The organism is Rhizobium oryziradicis (assembly GCF_001939045.1).
In the GTDB taxonomy this organism is placed as follows: domain Bacteria; phylum Pseudomonadota; class Alphaproteobacteria; order Rhizobiales; family Rhizobiaceae; genus Allorhizobium; species Allorhizobium oryziradicis.
This window is the reverse complement of record NZ_MKIM01000031.1, coordinates 190,497-207,404: the sequence shown is the minus strand read 5'-3', so window position 1 is coordinate 207,404 and position 16,908 is coordinate 190,497. Positions and strand designations below refer to the sequence as shown.

Annotated in this window: 16 protein-coding genes, 4 tRNA genes and 2 riboswitches; of the genes, 7 read left to right on the top strand and 13 right to left on the bottom strand. The window is 54.2% G+C overall.

Features of this window, described 5'->3' with window-relative positions; translation table 11 throughout:
* Positions 1-107: 107 nt before the first annotated feature.
* From BJF95_RS20870 to thiB, 3 genes are read right to left on the bottom strand one after another with little or no spacing between them, the layout of a single operon-like run.
* Complete coding sequence (locus tag BJF95_RS20870) at positions 108-830, bottom strand: thiamine ABC transporter ATP-binding protein (RefSeq protein ID WP_075641409.1); 723 nt, start codon at positions 828-830, stop codon at positions 108-110.
* A complete protein-coding gene (thiP, locus tag BJF95_RS20865) occupies positions 827-2,443 on the bottom strand; it encodes a thiamine/thiamine pyrophosphate ABC transporter permease ThiP (RefSeq protein ID WP_075641408.1) in 1,617 nt (538 codons plus the stop codon). The genes BJF95_RS20870 and thiP overlap by 4 nt, the downstream gene beginning before the upstream one ends.
* A gap of 17 nt (positions 2,444-2,460) precedes the next feature.
* Positions 2,461-3,474 (bottom strand): thiamine ABC transporter substrate binding subunit, encoded by a 1,014-nt coding sequence (thiB, locus tag BJF95_RS20860; RefSeq protein ID WP_083638935.1) that lies wholly within the window; start codon positions 3,472-3,474, stop codon positions 2,461-2,463.
* Between the two features lie 58 nt (positions 3,475-3,532).
* A riboswitch (TPP riboswitch) is annotated at positions 3,533-3,641 on the bottom strand.
* A gap of 176 nt (positions 3,642-3,817) precedes the next feature.
* Here thiB and BJF95_RS20855 point away from each other — a divergent pair.
* On the top strand, positions 3,818-4,522 hold the full coding sequence (locus BJF95_RS20855) for a hypothetical protein (RefSeq protein ID WP_139317586.1): 705 nt from the start codon (positions 3,818-3,820) through the stop codon (positions 4,520-4,522).
* 241 nt (positions 4,523-4,763) lie between these two features.
* Complete coding sequence (locus tag BJF95_RS20850) at positions 4,764-6,548, top strand: ABC transporter ATP-binding protein/permease (RefSeq protein ID WP_075641406.1); 1,785 nt, start codon at positions 4,764-4,766, stop codon at positions 6,546-6,548.
* Between the two features lie 67 nt (positions 6,549-6,615).
* On the opposite strand, the gene BJF95_RS23690 is transcribed toward BJF95_RS20850, so the two are convergent.
* From BJF95_RS23690 to BJF95_RS20825, 6 genes are all read right to left on the bottom strand, one after another.
* Positions 6,616-7,140: a hypothetical protein gene (locus tag BJF95_RS23690; protein WP_083638934.1), complete on the bottom strand. Its 525-nt coding sequence runs from the start codon at positions 7,138-7,140 to the stop codon at positions 6,616-6,618.
* A gap of 170 nt (positions 7,141-7,310) precedes the next feature.
* On the bottom strand, positions 7,311-9,149 hold the full coding sequence (locus BJF95_RS20840; protein WP_075641405.1) for an ABC-F family ATP-binding cassette domain-containing protein: 1,839 nt from the start codon (positions 9,147-9,149) through the stop codon (positions 7,311-7,313).
* Positions 9,150-9,152: 3 nt separating this feature from the next.
* Positions 9,153-9,806, bottom strand: a complete 654-nt coding sequence (locus BJF95_RS20835; protein WP_075641404.1) for a thiamine diphosphokinase — start codon at positions 9,804-9,806, stop codon at positions 9,153-9,155.
* A 76-nt stretch (positions 9,807-9,882) separates the two neighbouring features.
* Positions 9,883-10,131: a 30S ribosomal protein S21 gene (gene rpsU, locus BJF95_RS20830; protein ID WP_075641403.1), complete on the bottom strand. Its 249-nt coding sequence runs from the start codon at positions 10,129-10,131 to the stop codon at positions 9,883-9,885.
* 33 nt (positions 10,132-10,164) lie between these two features.
* Entirely contained in the window at positions 10,165-10,305 is a 141-nt protein-coding gene (locus tag BJF95_RS24150; protein WP_175577304.1) for a hypothetical protein, read from the bottom strand.
* Positions 10,298-10,561, bottom strand: a complete 264-nt coding sequence (locus BJF95_RS20825; protein WP_075641402.1) for a cold-shock protein — start codon at positions 10,559-10,561, stop codon at positions 10,298-10,300. Before BJF95_RS20825 ends, BJF95_RS24150 begins: the two co-directional genes overlap by 8 nt.
* 429 nt (positions 10,562-10,990) lie before the next feature.
* Positions 10,991-11,068: riboswitch (SAM riboswitch) on the top strand.
* A gap of 91 nt (positions 11,069-11,159) precedes the next feature.
* Between BJF95_RS20825 and metA the strand changes: the two genes are divergently transcribed.
* From metA to BJF95_RS20810, 3 genes are all read left to right on the top strand, one after another.
* On the top strand, positions 11,160-12,083 hold the full coding sequence (gene metA, locus BJF95_RS20820; RefSeq protein WP_075641401.1) for a homoserine O-acetyltransferase MetA: 924 nt from the start codon (positions 11,160-11,162) through the stop codon (positions 12,081-12,083).
* A gap of 4 nt (positions 12,084-12,087) precedes the next feature.
* Positions 12,088-12,537 carry a GNAT family N-acetyltransferase gene (locus BJF95_RS20815; protein WP_075641400.1) on the top strand — a complete coding sequence of 150 codons (450 nt, stop codon included), beginning with the start codon at positions 12,088-12,090 and terminating at the stop codon, positions 12,535-12,537.
* A 143-nt stretch (positions 12,538-12,680) separates the two neighbouring features.
* A complete protein-coding gene (locus BJF95_RS20810; protein ID WP_075641399.1) occupies positions 12,681-13,691 on the top strand; it encodes an aldose epimerase family protein in 1,011 nt (336 codons plus the stop codon).
* Between the two features lie 283 nt (positions 13,692-13,974).
* Here the strand turns inward: BJF95_RS20810 and BJF95_RS20805 are convergent.
* From BJF95_RS20805 to BJF95_RS20790, 4 genes are all read right to left on the bottom strand, one after another.
* A tRNA-Gly gene (locus tag BJF95_RS20805) sits at positions 13,975-14,049 on the bottom strand.
* A gap of 220 nt (positions 14,050-14,269) precedes the next feature.
* A tRNA-Gly gene (locus BJF95_RS20800) sits at positions 14,270-14,344 on the bottom strand.
* Between the two features lie 220 nt (positions 14,345-14,564).
* Positions 14,565-14,639: transfer RNA gene (locus BJF95_RS20795), tRNA-Gly, on the bottom strand.
* Between the two features lie 220 nt (positions 14,640-14,859).
* Positions 14,860-14,934 (bottom strand) — tRNA-Gly (locus tag BJF95_RS20790).
* A gap of 362 nt (positions 14,935-15,296) precedes the next feature.
* On the opposite strand from BJF95_RS20790, the gene BJF95_RS20785 reads away from it, so the two are divergent.
* Both BJF95_RS20785 and trxA read left to right on the top strand, forming a co-directional pair.
* On the top strand, positions 15,297-15,818 hold the full coding sequence (locus tag BJF95_RS20785) for a prolyl-tRNA synthetase associated domain-containing protein (RefSeq protein ID WP_075641398.1): 522 nt from the start codon (positions 15,297-15,299) through the stop codon (positions 15,816-15,818).
* A 60-nt stretch (positions 15,819-15,878) separates the two neighbouring features.
* Positions 15,879-16,859 carry a thioredoxin gene (gene trxA, locus BJF95_RS20780; protein WP_075641397.1) on the top strand — a complete coding sequence of 327 codons (981 nt, stop codon included), beginning with the start codon at positions 15,879-15,881 and terminating at the stop codon, positions 16,857-16,859.
* Positions 16,860-16,908 lie beyond the last annotated feature (49 nt).

Sequence of the window (16,908 nt, the reverse complement as noted above, 5' to 3'; positions counted from 1 at the left end):
AAATATTAACGCTCGCATTGTTTTGTGCGTTGCAGAGCAAAAACAGATGGCGATGACTTTGGTCTGAAATGAGGCGGGGGTCTGAAATGAGGCAGGCAAGGCCCGATCTATTGATTTTTTGCAAGGCCAAGAAAGCTTTGCAGGGCTTCAGTTTTCTCCGCGTGCAAAAAATCCGCCCTCGTGCCGTGCAGATGAATTGTGCCGTGGTCGATAAAAATCACATCATCGGCCAAGCGCTCCACATCGCGCGGATCATGGGTGACAATCAGCACCGTGTTGCCGGTTTCCCGATGCAGCGTCAGCAATAACTCGGCCATGCTGGCGCGAAGGCCCGGATCAAGCGCTGCAAACGGCTCATCCAGCAGCAATATCGGCTTGTCGCGCACCAAAGCCCGCGCAAAAGCCGCCCGTTGCTTTTCACCGCCCGACAGGCTGGAGGGCTTACGGTGTTCAAAGCCGCCAAGGCCAACCCGCTGCAGGGCATGGGTGATGGCGGCCTTGTCCTCAGTCCTCAGCCGCAGCGCGGGATCAATCCCAAGGCCGATATTGGTGGCCAGATCCAGATGGGCAAACAGGTTATGGTCCTGAAACACCAGCGACACAGGCCGCTCGCCCGGCGAAAGCTGTGTTGCATCCTTACCATTGAGCAGCACGCGACCGCGCGCAGGCACCTCGAAACCGGCAATCAGATTGAGAAATGTTGATTTGCCAGAGCCGGATGCTCCAGTGACGGCGGTTATTTTTTGCGGCGCAATCTGTGCATCAAAGGCGAAATCGGCCGTGCCCAGCGTCAAAGTCACGTGATCAAGGCAGATCGAAGCATGGGTCATGATTTTTCCTCCGACCGGCTACCGGCCGTGCCCAGAATGGTCAACAGCAGACAGACAAGGCCCAGCAACAATGCCAAACCATCGGCATCGGTGGTGCGGTAACTGCCCATGCGGCTATAGAGCAGCCATGGCAGGGTGATGAGCGTGTCGGAGCCAAACAGGGCAACTGCTCCAAGATCCCCCAAAGACAGCGCCATGGCGAAGGACAAAGCCATCAAAAGGGGCCGTTGAAGACCGGGCCAGTCGATCAGCCGCCATTTGGCAAACCCGGAAATGCCAAGGCTTTCGCAAAGCCTCACGGTGCGATGACGATGAACAGCTATGGCCGGAGCCAGCACCCGCATGGTAAACGGCAAAGCCATGATGGCGTTGATGGCAACCACAACCGGAGCCGCAAAAGGTGCTGCATCGCCAAACTGACGAAGACCCAAAAACCAGCCTGTGGCCAACACAATGGCAGGCACCAGCAGCACCAGCGAGGATGTGGCCCCAATCAAGCGAAACAACAGCCAGCTCAGCAGAGTGGGGTGACGCAGGGATTGAAGTGTTGCGCGCGCATTGATGAACAGCCAACTGAGCACAAGGCAGACCAGAGCTGCCGGAATGGCCATGGCAAAGCTGGTGCCCAATGCCCGAACGACAGCGGGGTCCATGACCAGTTTCATCAGATCCGATTTCAAGCCCGCCAGCAGAATCTCCAAGAGCGGAGCCAGCAGAAAGGCCGCTGATAATGCCAGCACAATGCCATCGCCGATGCGTGCGGTTTTGCTCTCGCCATCCATGCGGCGGATAGGCCGCTCATCCGTCATCGCCCCATCATCGGGCGGCGGCATCAATGTCAACACCGCCAAAAGCAAAGCCGTGATCAACAGTTGCAAGCAGGCCAAGGCCACCGCTTTTGGCGGATCAAAATCAAATCGCAGGGCCTGATAAATCGCCACTTCCAGCGTGGTTGCCCCCGGCCCGCCGCCCAGGGTCAAAACCAGCGTGAAACTGGTGGCGCAGAGCATGAAGATCAAGCCCGCAATTCCGGGCAGAAGGCCGCGCAAGGCTGGCCATTCGATCAGGCGAAAAATCGACATCCGCGTCATGCCAAGGCTTGTGGCAATGCGCCAATATTCCGGCGGCTGCCGCTCCAGTCCGGCCAGCAAAAGCCGGGCCGCCAGCGGCATATTGAAAAACACATGGGCCAGCAAAATGCCGCTCAAGCCATAAATATTCACCGGTGCCTGCTTGCCCAGCAGCGCCAGCAGATCATTGACCATGCCATTGCGGCCCCAGACGCCAATCAAGCCCAAGGCACCAATCAGCACCGGCAGCCCCATGGGCAATGCCATCAGCCGGATCAGCCACTGACGACCGATAAAATGCCGCTGACGCGCCAGCGCCCGTGCCACAGGCAAAGCAAACAGCAGTGATAGCAAAGTGGAAAGGCCAGCCTGCCAAAGGGTGAAACGCAAAATGGAAAGGGTGTAGCTGTCAAACTCAACGGCAACGCCCAAACCCGTTGTCGCCAGCAGCGCAAAAACCGACAGGCCAATAAACGCCAAAACACTGGCAAGGCCAAAGGCCCCGCCAGCAATTGATGTTATACGTTGGTTGCGCGTCACAATACGAGCCTACAGCTGGCTCATTTTGCCGCCATGGCCGTCTGCCACTCAGCAATCCAAGCCTTGCGATTAGTGGCAACCTCTTGCGGGCTCATCAAAAATGTCTTCTTGGGCTGCACCAGTTTGGAAAAAGCTTCCGGCAAAGGTGTAGATGTCTTGGCAACCGGCATCATCCAGTTTTTGGTCGGGATTTGATCCTGAAAGCCGGTGGTCAGCATGAATTTCAGAAAATCCTGCGCCAATGGCTGATGCTTGCTGCTTTTCAACATCCCGGCCACTTCGATCTGGATGTAATGGCCTTCCGAGAATTCGGCCGCCTGATAGCGATCCGATTTTTCCTCGACCATGTGATAGGCAGGCGATGTGGTGTAGGACAGCACCATCGGCACTTCACCCTTGGTGAACAAGCCGTAGGCTTCCGACCAGCCGGGGGTGACGGTCAGCACGCGGTCCTTCAGCTTGGCCCAGGCGGCGGGCGCATCCTTGCCATAGACCGATTTGACCCACAGCAGCAGGCCAAGGCCCGGTGTGGATGTGCGCGGATCTTCAATCACGATTTTTTGGGCAGGATCGCCCTCCACCAGCTCTTTCAGGCTTTTCGGCGGATTTTTGATGGCCTGAGTATCATAGACCACAGCGAAATGGCCGTAATCATAGGGCACAAACACGTCATCCTTGAAATCGCCGGGCACGTGAGCCGCAGACGTATCAATGCCATGCGGGGCAAAAAGGCCGGTTTGCTTGGCCTCTTCAATCAGATTGGTATCAAGGCCCAAGGCCACATCGGCTTTGCTGGAGGCACCCTCCAGCTTGAGGCGATTGAGCAGCGCCACGCCATCTTCAAGGCCAACAAAATTGACTGTGCAGCCGCAGGTCTTTTCAAAGGCTTCCTTGACCTTGGGACCGGGCCCCCATTCAGAGATAAAGCTCTCGTAGGTATAAACCGTCAACACCTTGTCATCTGCTTTTGCGATGGCAGATGTGAGCAACAGTGCTGCAAAAGCGGCTCCGAATGTGTGGTGAATACGCGACATCAAAGTGGCCAATTCGCCTCTCCTCTTCAACAGGTTATCATAGGGGATAGGGCGGCATGGCGGCCACACATCTAATCCCTCCGCCGGTGTTAACCGGATCAGGTTCCGCGGGTTGGCGCAAAGCCTCTCAGCAATGTGTTGCACACATTGCACCCCGTTAGATCATGGGATGGTTTAGCGAGCGGAAATGAAACTGACAAGGCCTGAAGAGCACAATAAAAATTGCGTCCCATAAGTGGCAATTCAGCATTGATGCGCCATTTATATTGACGATCCACAATTCTGGGATTTTAATTCTGAGACATATCAAAAACGAAATGAATTTTGCAATGGAGGAATGAAAATGGCAAATTCAGTTTCTACAGCATGTTCGGTCGTTCGTGCATTGGGCGTCATGACAGGTCACAATGAGACTTGGTCTGATCTGCAAATCATGAATCTTGCAAGAGAATTTGCGATGAAGCGTGGCGGCAGGGCTGAAGCTTTCCTGACCCATTATCTTCAGGGCAGTGGGACCGATGTAACATTCTCGATGAAAACATTGCTGGATGAAGATGCCGGTGTTCGTTCCAAAATCTTTCGTGAAATCAACGTCCAAGCCGATGCGCGTGATGCAGCAAAACAACCTTTGAAAGGCATGGCAGGGGTCATACCGGTTCACCAACCTGAATTTCAGAACCAGGACTGGCAATATGCAACCGGGGCATTAAACGTTGAATGGGAGTTTGTCGAGGAAGCCGTCCAAAGAACGATCAAGGTTTTGAAGGTCAAGGTCTGGACAACAAATCTCTACAGGTGGCATCCTGAAGCTCAGCGATTTACGCAATGCGTGCATGTTGCCGCCCAAAATTTACAAAATCCCAAAAAGGAAATTCGATTTACGACGCCACCAACGGGATTTGCCGGGAGTGTGGCCGGGATAGGAAAGCCCGCCGAACTGGAAGTGATTGACTATAAAAAGGCCAAGGACTTCCGAATGATCTCGTCGCGAGACATTATCGCTGTCCCAAGAACCAGCAAGAGAAAAGCGCCGCAAGAAATGAGCTAAAGTCCGTCAGGTTCAGATTGAACCAGACAGATTGTCGCTTCTCTTGTTTTCGTGTGTCTTTTAGGGAAACCGGGTTCCACTTTTCCCTGACGAACTCCAGGAGCAATTTGTATCAAGCGCTATTGCCGGCGCCACACCACGCTGAAATCAGCAGGCGGTTTAAAAAAAACAGAGGCCGCCAAGGAGCGTTAACCATATCATGGTATGGATAGGAGCAAATAGTTCAAGGCCATGATCACCGATGACTGCACCCAAAACACCTGTTTCTGACGATGTTATCTCGGCCGCCGGACTGGACATGTCCTTCATGGATCAATTGCGGATGGCGGGCCAGTCGTTCTGGGCCAGCCGGGTGCGTGGGCGCATCATCCTGCTGTCACTGTCGCTGCTTGGGGTTTTGTTGCTTTTGACCTATGGGCAGATTTTGCTCAATCGCTGGAATCAGCCGTTTTACAATGCACTGGAAAACCGCGATCTCAGCGCTTTCTGGCATGAATTGCGCAATTTCTTTTACATTGCCGCCTTCCTGCTGGTGATCAATGTTGCCCAGACCTATCTCAGTCAAATGACAGCGCTCTATATGCGCGAAGGGCTTGCCCGCGATATGGTCGACCAATGGCTGAAAGGCAGGCGCGCCTATCGCCTCTCGGTGTCCAGCCCGCTCGGCGTCAATCCCGATCAGCGCCTGCATGAAGATGCGCGCAAGCTGGCCGAATCCACCACCTCCCTCAGTGTTGGGCTGGTGCAATCCACCATTCTTCTGATCAGTTTTGTCAGCGTGCTGTGGGCATTATCAGGCCATTTTGTGCTGCCGATCTTCGGTCATCAGGTGTCCATACCCGGCTATATGGTTTGGGGGGCTTTGATTTATGCTGGCGGTGCTGCCGTGGCCAGCAATTTGGTGGGCGCACGCCTGACACGCTTGAACGCGATTCGCTACGCTCGCGAGGCCGAAATGCGCGCAGCCCTGATGCGCAGCAACGAACACCTGGAGCAAATCGCGCTGGCCCGTGGTGAAGATGTCGAGCGTACCGCCATTCACAGCACCATCGACAACGTTCTGGGCATTATCCGCAAACTGGCCATGGCGCTGACCAATCTCACTTGGGTGTCCGCCGCCTTTGGCTGGCTTGCGCTGATTGTGCCGGTGCTGATTGCATCCCCTGCCTTTTTCTCTGGCACCATGAGCTTTGGCGGCTTGATGATGGCAGCATCGGCCTTTACGCAGGTCTACACGGCGCTGCGCTGGTATGTCGATAATTTTGGAGCCATTGCCGATTGGAAGGCAACGCTTTTGCGCGTCATGGTGCTGCGCGCGGCCCTGACCGAGCCGGATCTGGTCGATCCGGTTGGCGCACAAATTCAGGTCGAGGTGGGCAAACCGGGCGTTCTGACCTTTGAAGATCTTTATATCCGTACTCCCAAAGAGGCCGAGGCCAATTGGGGCGGCTATCATCTGAAAGAAGACAATCCAAGCATTCTGGCCGGAGAGCGAATCCTGATCAACGGTGACCCTGGCATCAACCGGCGTCAATTGTTCAACGCTATGGCCGGTCTTTGGCCCTATGGCGAAGGCACCATCCGCCTGCCTGAAGAAGACCACATCCTGTTTGTGCCGCAGACCCCTTACATGCCAGAGGGACGGTTGCGCGATCTGCTGGCCTATCCCGAGGCTGCGGAAATTTATGATGATGAGGCGATTGTTGCCGCCTTGAAAGCCGTCAAGCTTGGCCGTCTCACCAGCGCCCTCAATGACCGCCAGCGTTGGGACCGGGCGCTGAGCAAGGAAGAGCAAATGTCTCTCGCCTTTGCCCATATCCTGCTGCGCAAGCCCCATTGGGTGGTGTTCAACGACGTGCTCGAAGGGCTGGAGCCAGACACCACTGACATCCTGACCGGCATCATGGCGGATTTAAAGGATGCCACTCTCATCTATCTGGGCCGCAACGCCGCCTATCTTGAAGCCCTTTCGCCCCGCGTGCTGCATCTGGAACGGCTAGATGTGCCAGTGCCGGGTGCGGATTAGAGTTTTTGACAACAGGTCTACACTATGCGGGCCACAGTAGCTGCTCACCCCGTAGGACAGGTGAAAATTAACGCCAGTCTCTACTGATCTCTTTATTGTAAACCACCTTGAAAAGCCTTGCTGCTTGGGCTTTTGCTGCTGCAATTTGCATGGGATTGGATTTCCGCAAACAAATTTGGAGGTTCATTATATCGGTATCATCCGCATCAACATGGGCCGATGCAAGAACGACAATTCGCCAAGCACACGACAATTGAAGGTTCGGTGTTATTGCTCCGCTACACCCACTATCAAGACAATATGCGAGATTCCGTTGAGCTTGATAGAGACCACGATAAGCGTAAGCAGCATTAACAGAGAGTTCAGCCGCAGCCGATAGGCATCCTTCATCGCCATTCACGCAAAAAGCACCTGCTAACGGCTGAAAACCATCCTTAGCTTTCCAGCTACGCATCAATTTAATGTATCCAGCACGTTTATCGGGATTGATGGCTATATCTCGCTCGGCATCATATTTTTCATAAAGCGATGCCGATACAGCTTGCGTAACACCGATAAAAAATAAAACCGCAGTGATGGCTATCTTGCTCATACAAATCCTCTGATTGCATCGCAATCAACCAACATCGGATCAATGAGTCGAGTCAGAACTTCACTCAAAGGAGAAATCATAACAAGAAACCGTAAAAAAACACTGCCAACCGCGAGTTAATCCCGGAGCCCGTTACCTTATGCTCCTCACACAAAAAACACCACGCTCCCTCACCCTTCCAATTCCTCGCGCAGCATTTCCAGCTCCAGCCATTCCTCTTCCATGCGGGCAATCGAATCCCGCAGCTTTTCCGTTTCCACGGCAAGTTTGTTGAACGTGGCCGCATCCTTGGTGAAGAGATTAGGGTCGGCCATTTTCGCCTCGTTGGCGTCAATCTGGCCTTGGGCTTTTTCCATCTCTTTTGGCAGGTTTTCGAGAGCAAATTTCTGCTTGAACGACAGCTTGCCCTTGTTTTTGGCAGCCCCATCATTGCTTTTTGAAGGGGTGCCAGACGCTTTGGCAGCGTCAGCCTTTTCGGCTTTTTCCGCTCGCTTGCGCTCATCCTCTACGCCCTTGCGCTGCGCCAACATATCGGAATAGCCGCCAGCATATTCAATCCAGCGACCATCGGGCGCGTCTGGATTGGCAGGTGCAATGGTCGAGGTCACGGTGCGGTCGAGAAAGTCACGATCGTGGCTAACCAGAATGACCGTGCCGGAATAGCTGGAGACAATTTCCTGCAACAGGTCCAGCGTCTCGATGTCGAGATCGTTGGTCGGCTCGTCGAGGATCAGCAGGTTGGAGGGCTTGGCCATAATCCGCGCCAGCATCAGGCGGGCACGCTCGCCGCCAGACAGATTCTTGATCGGGGTTCTCGCCTGCTCCGGCTGGAACAGAAACTCTTTCATATAGCCGGTGACGTGCTTTTGCTCGCCGTTGACCAGCAGGTTATCGCCCCGTCCATCGGTGAGATAATGGGCCAGCGTATCCTCAAGGTTCAGGTCTTCGCGTTTTTGATCCAGCGTTGCGATTTCCAGATTGGTGCCGAGCTTGATCTTGCCCTCGTCCTGCTTGAGCTGGCCCGTCAGCATTTTCAACAGCGTGGTCTTGCCAGCACCATTTGGCCCCACCAAACCAATGCAATCGCCCCGATGCACGCGAATGGAAAAAGGCGCAACGATGGTGCGATCACCATAATGCTTGGTGATCTGGGTTGCCTCAATCACCAGCTTGCCGCTTTCCTTGCCCTCGGTAGCACTGGCCTGAATGGTGCCTTGCGGCCCCTTGTGGCCGCGATAATCGGCACGCAAGCTTTGTAGATTGCCAAGGCGGCGCATGTTGCGTTTGCGTCGGGCCGTTACGCCATAGCGCAGCCAATGTTCTTCGCGCTCGATTGCCTTGCCCAGCTTGTGCTGCTCAATTTCTTCTTCTTCCAGAACCTTGTCGCGCCATTCCTCAAAAAAGCCAAAGCCCTTGCCAAGGCGTCGCGCCAAGCCCCGATCCAGCCAGACGGTGGCAGTGGAGCATTTTTCCAAAAAGCGACGGTCATGGGAGATCAGCACGAGGGCGCTGCGGGTCTTGCGCAACTCTTCTTCCAGCCACTCGATGGTGGGAAGGTCGAGATGGTTGGTTGGCTCATCCAGCATTAGAATGTCGGGCTCAGGGGCCAGCACCCGCGCCAAAGCGGCGCGGCGCGCTTCACCACCAGAGAGGCTTTTGGGATCTTCCTGCCCCGTCAGGCCCAAGTGTTCCAAAAGATAAGCAACGCGATACGGATCATCCCCCGGCCCAAGACCGGCTTCGGCATAGGCTTGCACAGTGGTGTAGCCCGCAAAATCAGGTGCCTGTTCCAGATATCGAATGGTGGCCGATGGATGGCGGAAAACCTCACCCGACTGGGCTTCCACCAGACCGGCGGCAATTTTCATCAATGTCGATTTGCCCGACCCGTTGCGGCCCACCAGACAGATGCGGTCGCCCGGCTCCACTTGCAAATTGGCACCATTGAGCAGCGGCGCGCCACCAAAGGACAGAAAAATATCGTCGAGTTTCAGGATAGGCGGTGCCAAGGGTCACGCTCCGGTCATGTCATAAGGGCGGGCGAGGACGACGGCATCACCACTGTCCAGCGACAGCGTAACCGGCCCTTCAGCCACATTGGAAATAGTGCGTGACGAGCCAAACGCAAGGGAAAAATCCTTGAGTGGATAGCGCGCACCGCGAATGGAAAGGCCCTTCAGGGCAGAAAAGCCGAGAATGGAAAACAGCGAGCCTTTTGGCAGGTCCAGGGTCAGCGCCTTGCCCGGCAAAAGAGGCCAAGCCTCTTCCGTGCCGGATGACAGATGCACATCCAGCCCCTCAGCCGCCAGCGCCACCGACAGTAACAGATGCATCAAGGCATGGTCGGATCGCTCCCCGCCAAGGGCACCGGCCAAAATCAGCCGCTTTGCACCACGCAAACGGGCTTGCTCAATGGCAATTTCACCATCAGTCAGGTTCTTTTGGGCAGGATAGGGCATACGCTCGACATCGGAGAAAGCATCAACGGCCAAATCGCTGGAGCTGTCAAAATCGCCAACCCAAAGCTCAGGCTGAAGGCCAAGCGGTGTGGCGTTGCGCATGCCGCCATCCGCGGCAATGGCACGGCTGTGCATCACGGCGCGTTTGAGCCGGTCTGTTGGGTGCAGCATTCCGCCAAGCAGGATGGTGAAAGTGGTGTCGATCATGCGTTGCCTTTAGCCTACTTGGGCAAAAAGCAAAAGGCGTTCCAAAGCGTGGAAACCACATGGAACGCCTGTTTGATCATCGAGCAGATGCTGCTGCAAAAACTTTCTTCTTCGGCGCAGGCAAAAGGCCCTCGCGCTGAAGCTTTTTGCGCGCCAGTTTGCGCGTGCGACGAATGGCTTCTGCCTTTTCGCGGGTCTTCTTTTCCGATGGCTTTTCATAGGCCGAACGGGCCTTCATTTCACGAAACAAGCCTTCACGCTGCATCTTTTTCTTCAGAACACGCAGCGCCTGATCAACATTATTATCTCTAACGAGTACCTGCACAGTTTCTCCTTTGGTTGTTGCAACGATAAGTGTTTATGGTTTCTTACCACCCTTGGGGGCTTCGGCATTCTTCATTTGGGCCGCGAAGGGAGAGGCTGCCGCAGGGGCTGCCTTGTCTTTGTCCTTCTTTGGCTTTCTGACTTCCTTGTTCGAACGCTGCTGACCTTTAGCCATGGTTTTTTCCTTTGCTCTCAACCAGCACGTTGCCAGCCAGCACTTTGCCAGATTGAGGCGAGAGAGTAAGATCGATTTCGTCTTCAGACACAGAACGGTCAAATGTTTCGTTGGCAAAACGAACACGGTACCGCTTTGCCCCTTGCGATTCGGGCAAGGTGGCCAGCACCTCGCAAGAGCCACCGGAGCGGGCCATGCGCAAAGGTCCGTCTTTTAGCATAATCATATCGCCGCTCTGGTAGAGATGCGCTGCCATGTCTTTCTCCTTGGACGGTGTCGCTCAAGGATTGAGACACGGCTCCAGCGATAAAATTGCAAAAAACCAAGATTGCAGCATCCTTTATGCGTTTTCCATTTCGCAAAAAGGATGCTGCAACAGATCAGTGAAACGCCGCGAGAACAATGCGACCAACAATGGTGGCGGATGAACAATCCAAATGATGGATCAATATCCGAAGACGGCAGAGAAAATACGGTTCAGCATAATCCCGGGCATTGACGCTTTTCTGCCAAAACGCCACCCGATCCGGATCTCAGAACAAGATGCGCCTTTAGCCTCGCAGATTTATGGCATTTTACAAGCTTTATTTGCACTTGCCTGGCAGCCATAAACTTTTCTGCGAACCCGAGTACCAATCCATATGGCGCTTTTTCATTGATTAGCAATGTTTGTGAGCGTATGAAAAGCACTCATCGTGGTGATTTGGCCGGCCGGCTTGCAGCCACGTTAAATAAGTTGCTAAAGGGCCGAGGCAAGTTCTCCAAACTTTCCGAGGCCGTTGGCAATTTAAAAAAAGCTGCCGGTGTTTTTGTTGAAGCGGTGAAAATCCGTGGTGACAGGAAAGTTGGAACCCATGCCGATCAAGATACCCGATACGTTGCCCGCCTTTGAAACCCTCGTGAACGAGGGTGTGCGGGTTATGGCTGAAACTGCGGCGATCCGTCAGGATATTCGCCCGTTGCAGATTGGGCTGCTCAACCTCATGCCCAACAAGATCAAGACCGAAGTGCAATTTGCGCGGCTGATCGGGGCATCCCCCTTGCAAGTCGAGTTGACGCTGGTTCGGGTTGGTGGTCATACGGCCAAAAACACCTCGCAAGAGCATCTTCTGTCCTTCTACAACACCTGGGAAGAGGTGAAGGAGCGCAAATTCGATGGCTTCATTATCACCGGTGCGCCGGTGGAAATGCTGCCCTTCGAAGAGGTCACCTATTGGGATGAATTGTGCGAGATTTTCGAATGGACAAAAACCAATGTCCACTCCAGCATGAATGTCTGCTGGGGGGCGATGGCTGCCATCTATCACTTCCATAAGGTGCCAAAGCATCCGTTGAAGGAAAAAGCCTTTGGCGTTTTCCGCCATCGCAATCTGGCCCCGTCATCCATCTATCTCAACGGGTTTTCAGACGATTTTCAGGTACCGGTGTCGCGCTGGACCGAAGTGCGCCGCAAGGACATTGAGGCCGTGCCTGAATTGAATATCCTGATGGAATCCGATGAAATGGGCGTGTGCCTTGTGCAGGAAGAGGACGGAAAGCGCCTCTACATGTTCAACCACGTTGAATATGATTCAACCTCGCTGGCCGATGAGTATTTCCGCGATGTCAACGCCGGCATCCCCATCAAGATTCCGCATGACTACTTCCCGCACAATGATGATACGCTGCCGCCACAAAACCGCTGGCGCAGCCATGCCCATCTGCTGTTTGGCAATTGGATCAACGAGATTTACCAGACAACAACCTATGACTTGAACGAGATCGGCAAAAAGGGGTGAGACAATGACATCCGTTGAGATCAGGCCGCTGCACAGCAGCGATGAGGCAGAATGGCGACGGCTGTGGAAGGCCTATCTCACCTTTTACGAAACCGAATTGCCGGAAGAAATCTACGCCACCACATTCGCCCGCCTGACCGGCGATGCGGCAGGCGAATTTCGTGGCTTTCTGGCCATTGTCGATGGCAAGCCCGTGGGCCTGACCCATTACGTTTTCCATCGCTCCTGCTGGTATATCAATGATGTTTGCTATCTTCAGGATCTTTACGCTGATCCCGAGATACGCGGCAAAGGCGTGGGCCGGGCGCTGATAGAAGCGGTCCATCACGCCGCAACGGCTGCTGGTGCTCGCAAGCTCTATTGGATGACACAGGAGTTTAACGCCACAGCCCGCCAGCTCTATGACCGGCTGGCGACAAAAACGCCATTTATCATCTATCAAAAGCCAATTTGACGGGTGCTTTTGCGCAAACATTGGACTTTTGCCAAAGCCAGCCATATTTCTGCACAACAGGCATTTGACAGACTTGAATACAGACTGGGGTGGAGGATCTGGAGAATTCTCCGGGCACCACACGCCCGACAGAGGGGAATTGCATGCAACGTTTTAATTTCGGCACCACAGCCAAGGGCGAAACCGTGGAACTGGTGCTGCTGCACGGCGGCGGTTTGACCGCCAGAATATTGACATGGGGTGCCGTTATCCAGGATCTGCGGCTTGAGGGGCATGTGGCACCTCTGGTGCTGGGCTTTGAGACTTTTGAAGACTACGCCATCCGCTCCCCCTATTTTGGTGCAACGCCGGGCCGCTGCGCCAACCGCATCGCCAATGGCCGGTTTGAACTGGATGGCAATGCCTATCAGCTGGAATGCAACGAGCGCGGCTTGACCCATATTCATGGCGGCAGCGATGGCATGGGCAAGAGCAATTGGTCGATCGTCGAGCTTGAAAGCGATCGCGTTGTGCTCGAAATTTGTGACCCAGATGGCCGTGCTGGCTACCCCGGCAATGTCACCACCCGCGCCACCTATCATTTGCAAGACAATGGCGTGTTATCGGTTGTGTATGAAAGCACGACGGATGCACCAACGCTGGTCAATGTCTGCCAGCATTCCTATTTCAATCTCGATGATTCGCCCGATATTCTGGACCACGAATTGATGATTGCCGCCGATCACTATCTTCCTGTCGACGACAAGCTGATCCCCTTGGGCGAGCAAAGATCCGTGACTGATACGCCCTTTGATTTCCGGCAAATGCACAGCATTCGCCGTCAGGACGATGGCGCACAGGTGCCCTTCGATCATAATTTCTGCCTCTCAAACGACCGCGGTGCCAAGCGCAGCGTCGCGCTGGTGCGCAGCATTACCTCTGGCGTGACCATGGAAGTTCGCACCACGGAACCCGGTGTGCAGTTTTATGCAGGTGTGTATCTCAACATACCTGTCGCCGGGCTTGAGGGCCGTCGCTACGGCCCATTCGCGGGCCTTTGCTTGGAAACGCAAGTGTGGCCAGACGCTATCAACCAATCCGGCTTTCCAAGCGCCGTGCTGCGCCCCGGCGAAGTGCTGCGACAGGAAACAGACTACGTGTTTTCAAAAGAGTAAAATCGACAGCTTTGGTCCGAAAAGCGGGCATAGCACACGACGCAAAAAGAAAGACCCTTCCCCTTGCCGGGATGGGGTTTTTCATTGCGCCTTGAACAGTGAGACCCGCTTTCGGTCCGAAAGTCAAAAATCATGTCCACCCCGCAAAGAGCGTTCAATGCAAAGAATGACGCTGGAGGCAGAGGCCAACTTGCGGCAACGCCAGACCCACAGCAACGCTGTGCGCTACGGATCAGGAAAGCCGTGTCGGCTTTCATATGCACTCAATTATGAGTTGGAAAAATGGAGCGGGTGAAGCGATTCGAACGCTCGACCCCAACCTTGGCAAGGTTGTGCTCTACCCCTGAGCTACACCCGCTCATATATCCACCGGTCCGGGGTAGTTCGCTGAACCGTGGGTCGCTGACTTGCGGCGACGGGTGCTATATGGCGCAAAGTTTTTTGAAATGCAATAGAAAAATGACAACAATCTGCATTTGGTTTTGATTTTTTGAGCGTGAAATACAGCGCGGAAATCGACGCAGATCAGCGCAAATTCTCTTGCCCGAAGGGCGACTATTTTCAATATCGGAGAGAAATGGAGCGGGTGAAGCGATTCGAACGCTCGACCCCAACCTTGGCAAGGTTGTGCTCTACCCCTGAGCTACACCCGCTCATATATCCACCGGTCCGGGGTAGTTCGCTGAACCGTGGGTCGCTGACTTGCGGCGACGGGTGCTATATGGCGCAAAGTTTTTTGAAATGCAATAGAAAAATGACAACAATCTGCATTTGGTTTTGATTTTTTGAGCGTGAAATACAGCGCGGAAATCGACGCAGATCAGCGCAAATTCTCTTGCCCGAAGGGCGACTATTTTCAATATCGGAGAGAAATGGAGCGGGTGAAGCGATTCGAACGCTCGACCCCAACCTTGGCAAGGTTGTGCTCTACCCCTGAGCTACACCCGCTCATATATCCACCGGTCCGGGGTAGTTCGCTGAACCGTGGGTCGCTGACTTGCGGCGACGGGTGCTATATGGCGCAAAGTTTTTTGAAATGCAATAGAAAAATGACAACAATCTGCATTTGGTTTTGATTTTTTGAGCGTGAAATACAGCGCGGAAATCGACGCAGATCAGCGCAAATTCTCTTGCCCGAAGGGCGACTATTTTCAATATCGGAGAGAAATGGAGCGGGTGAAGCGATTCGAACGCTCGACCCCAACCTTGGCAAGGTTGTGCTCTACCCCTGAGCTACACCCGCTCATATATCCACCGGTCCGGGGTAGTTCGCTGAACCGTGGGTCGCTGTTGTGCGGCGACGGGTGCTATATCGCCCAAAGTTTTTTGGAATGCAACAGGGAAATGAAGCAATTGGCGCGAATTTCACCGACATTCATAGAAGCCATTGTCTTTAAAACGAAATTTAAGATTATTTTGAATTGCGACAGGCTTTGATCAGGCGTAGAACCCTGCCCCATAGTTGCTTAGAGCATCGTGCCGAAAATCAGAATCGGCGCGATGCTCTAAGTTTTTGTTTCCGCATCGGGTTTCTCTGAAAACCGGTTCCCACTTTTCAGCCGATGCTCTAAAAGCGGCACACGCTCTTCTTCACGCAGGATTCCCATGACCGACATCACACCCAAAACCCCTGAGGATCTTTACCAATATCTCGACAGCCTTGGGATTGCGCACAGCACCAAGAGCCATCCGCCGGTTTTCACCGTGGCAGAATCGAGTTCGCTGCGCGATGAAATTCCCGGTGGGCACACCAAGAACCTGTTTGTGAAGGATAGAAAAGACCAGTTCTTTTTGCTGACGGTGGAGGAACATGCCTCGGTGGATCTCAAAACCGTGCACACCATCATTGGAGCCGCCAGCAAGGTCTCGTTTGGCAAGCCGGAAAAACTGATGGAATATCTTGGCGTGATACCGGGCTCCGTCACAGCCTTTGGGGCCATCAATGATGTCGGCCACAACGTGACCTTTGTGCTGGACGAAACCTTGATGGAGGAAGACATTATCAATTGTCACCCCCTTTCCAATGATGCCACCACATCCATTGGCCGCGATGAGCTTGTTCGCTTCCTTGAAGCCACAGGACATAAGCCGCTTATCTTGCCAGTTGCCTTGAAAGTCACGGCCTGACATACGATTTATACACCACATGGCCCGTTGGGGCCGACGCAGGAATGGCGGGAGACGGCGATGAGCAAGACAGGAAATCCTTACGGCAGCTCTTATGGCAGCCAGATGACGGCACAGGCGCAGTTTGGTGGCAGCACGCCTGCACCAACAGCCGCGTCCGGCAGCCTGATCAAGGACACCACCACCCAGGGCTTTGCCAAGGATGTGTTGGAAGAATCGCGCAACCAGCCGGTTCTGGTGGATTTCTGGGCACCCTGGTGCGGTCCCTGCCGCCAACTCACGCCCGTGATTGAAAAAGTGATCAATGAAGCTGGCGGCAAGGTCAAGCTGGTCAAGATGAACATTGATGATCACCCGGCCGTTGCAGGTCAGCTTGGTATCCAGTCCATTCCCGCCGTTGTTGCCTTCATTGATGGCCGCCCAGCCGATGGCTTCATGGGGGCCTTGCCAGAAAGTCAGGTGCGAGCCTTTGTCGACAAGCTGGCAGGACCCGATGCAGGTGGCGACCAGGCCGCCGAAATTGAAGCTGTGCTGGAAGAGGCCAAAGGGCTGTTCGAGCAAGGTGACTTTGATGGCGCAGCCCAACTCTATGCCGCCGTCATGCAGGCAGATGCTGAAAATCCAAAGGCTGTGGCCGGCATTGCCGATTGCATGCTCGCGCTTAATCAGCACGAGCGCGTACGCCAGATTGTCGATGGCCTGCCGGAAGCGATGAGTGCCGCACCTGAAATCCAAACGGTTGTCAAAAAGCTTGAGCAGATTGAAGAGGCGCGCAAGCTGGGTGATCCGGTTGCACTGGAACATGTGTTGTCGCTGAACCCGGATGACCATGAAGCCCGCTTGAAGCTGGCCAAGATTCGCAATGTTGAAGGCAAGCGCGATGAGGCTGCCGATCATCTTCTGCTGATCATGAAGAAAGATCGCACCTTTGATGACGATGGTGCGCGCCGCCAGTTGGTGGAATTGTTTGATGTGTGGGGACCGAAAGATCCCGCCACAATTCAGGCGCGGCGCAAGCTGTCTGCTGTTCTGTTTTCTTGATTGCGGGTTTGCATCAAGAAACACGCAAAGATAGAAATGGCGATAAAGC

Coding starts and splice junctions, on each gene's coding strand:
- BJF95_RS20855 (WP_139317586.1), top strand. CDS start 3,818: ATGGCAAATTCAGTTTCTACAGCATGTTCGGTCGTTCGTGCATTGGGC.
- BJF95_RS24150 (WP_175577304.1), bottom strand. CDS start 10,305: ATGGCTAAAGGTCAGCAGCGTTCGAACAAGGAAGTCAGAAAGCCAAAG.
- thiB (WP_083638935.1), bottom strand. CDS start 3,474: ATGTCGCGTATTCACCACACATTCGGAGCCGCTTTTGCAGCACTGTTG.
- BJF95_RS20835 (WP_075641404.1), bottom strand. CDS start 9,806: ATGATCGACACCACTTTCACCATCCTGCTTGGCGGAATGCTGCACCCA.
- BJF95_RS20785 (WP_075641398.1), top strand. CDS start 15,297: ATGACCGACATCACACCCAAAACCCCTGAGGATCTTTACCAATATCTC.
- BJF95_RS23690 (WP_083638934.1), bottom strand. CDS start 7,140: ATGAGCAAGATAGCCATCACTGCGGTTTTATTTTTTATCGGTGTTACG.
- BJF95_RS20870 (WP_075641409.1), bottom strand. CDS start 830: ATGACCCATGCTTCGATCTGCCTTGATCACGTGACTTTGACGCTGGGC.
- BJF95_RS20815 (WP_075641400.1), top strand. CDS start 12,088: ATGACATCCGTTGAGATCAGGCCGCTGCACAGCAGCGATGAGGCAGAA.
- metA (WP_075641401.1), top strand. CDS start 11,160: ATGCCGATCAAGATACCCGATACGTTGCCCGCCTTTGAAACCCTCGTG.
- BJF95_RS20825 (WP_075641402.1), bottom strand. CDS start 10,561: ATGGCAGCGCATCTCTACCAGAGCGGCGATATGATTATGCTAAAAGAC.
- BJF95_RS20810 (WP_075641399.1), top strand. CDS start 12,681: ATGCAACGTTTTAATTTCGGCACCACAGCCAAGGGCGAAACCGTGGAA.
- BJF95_RS20850 (WP_075641406.1), top strand. CDS start 4,764: ATGACTGCACCCAAAACACCTGTTTCTGACGATGTTATCTCGGCCGCC.
- trxA (WP_075641397.1), top strand. CDS start 15,879: ATGAGCAAGACAGGAAATCCTTACGGCAGCTCTTATGGCAGCCAGATG.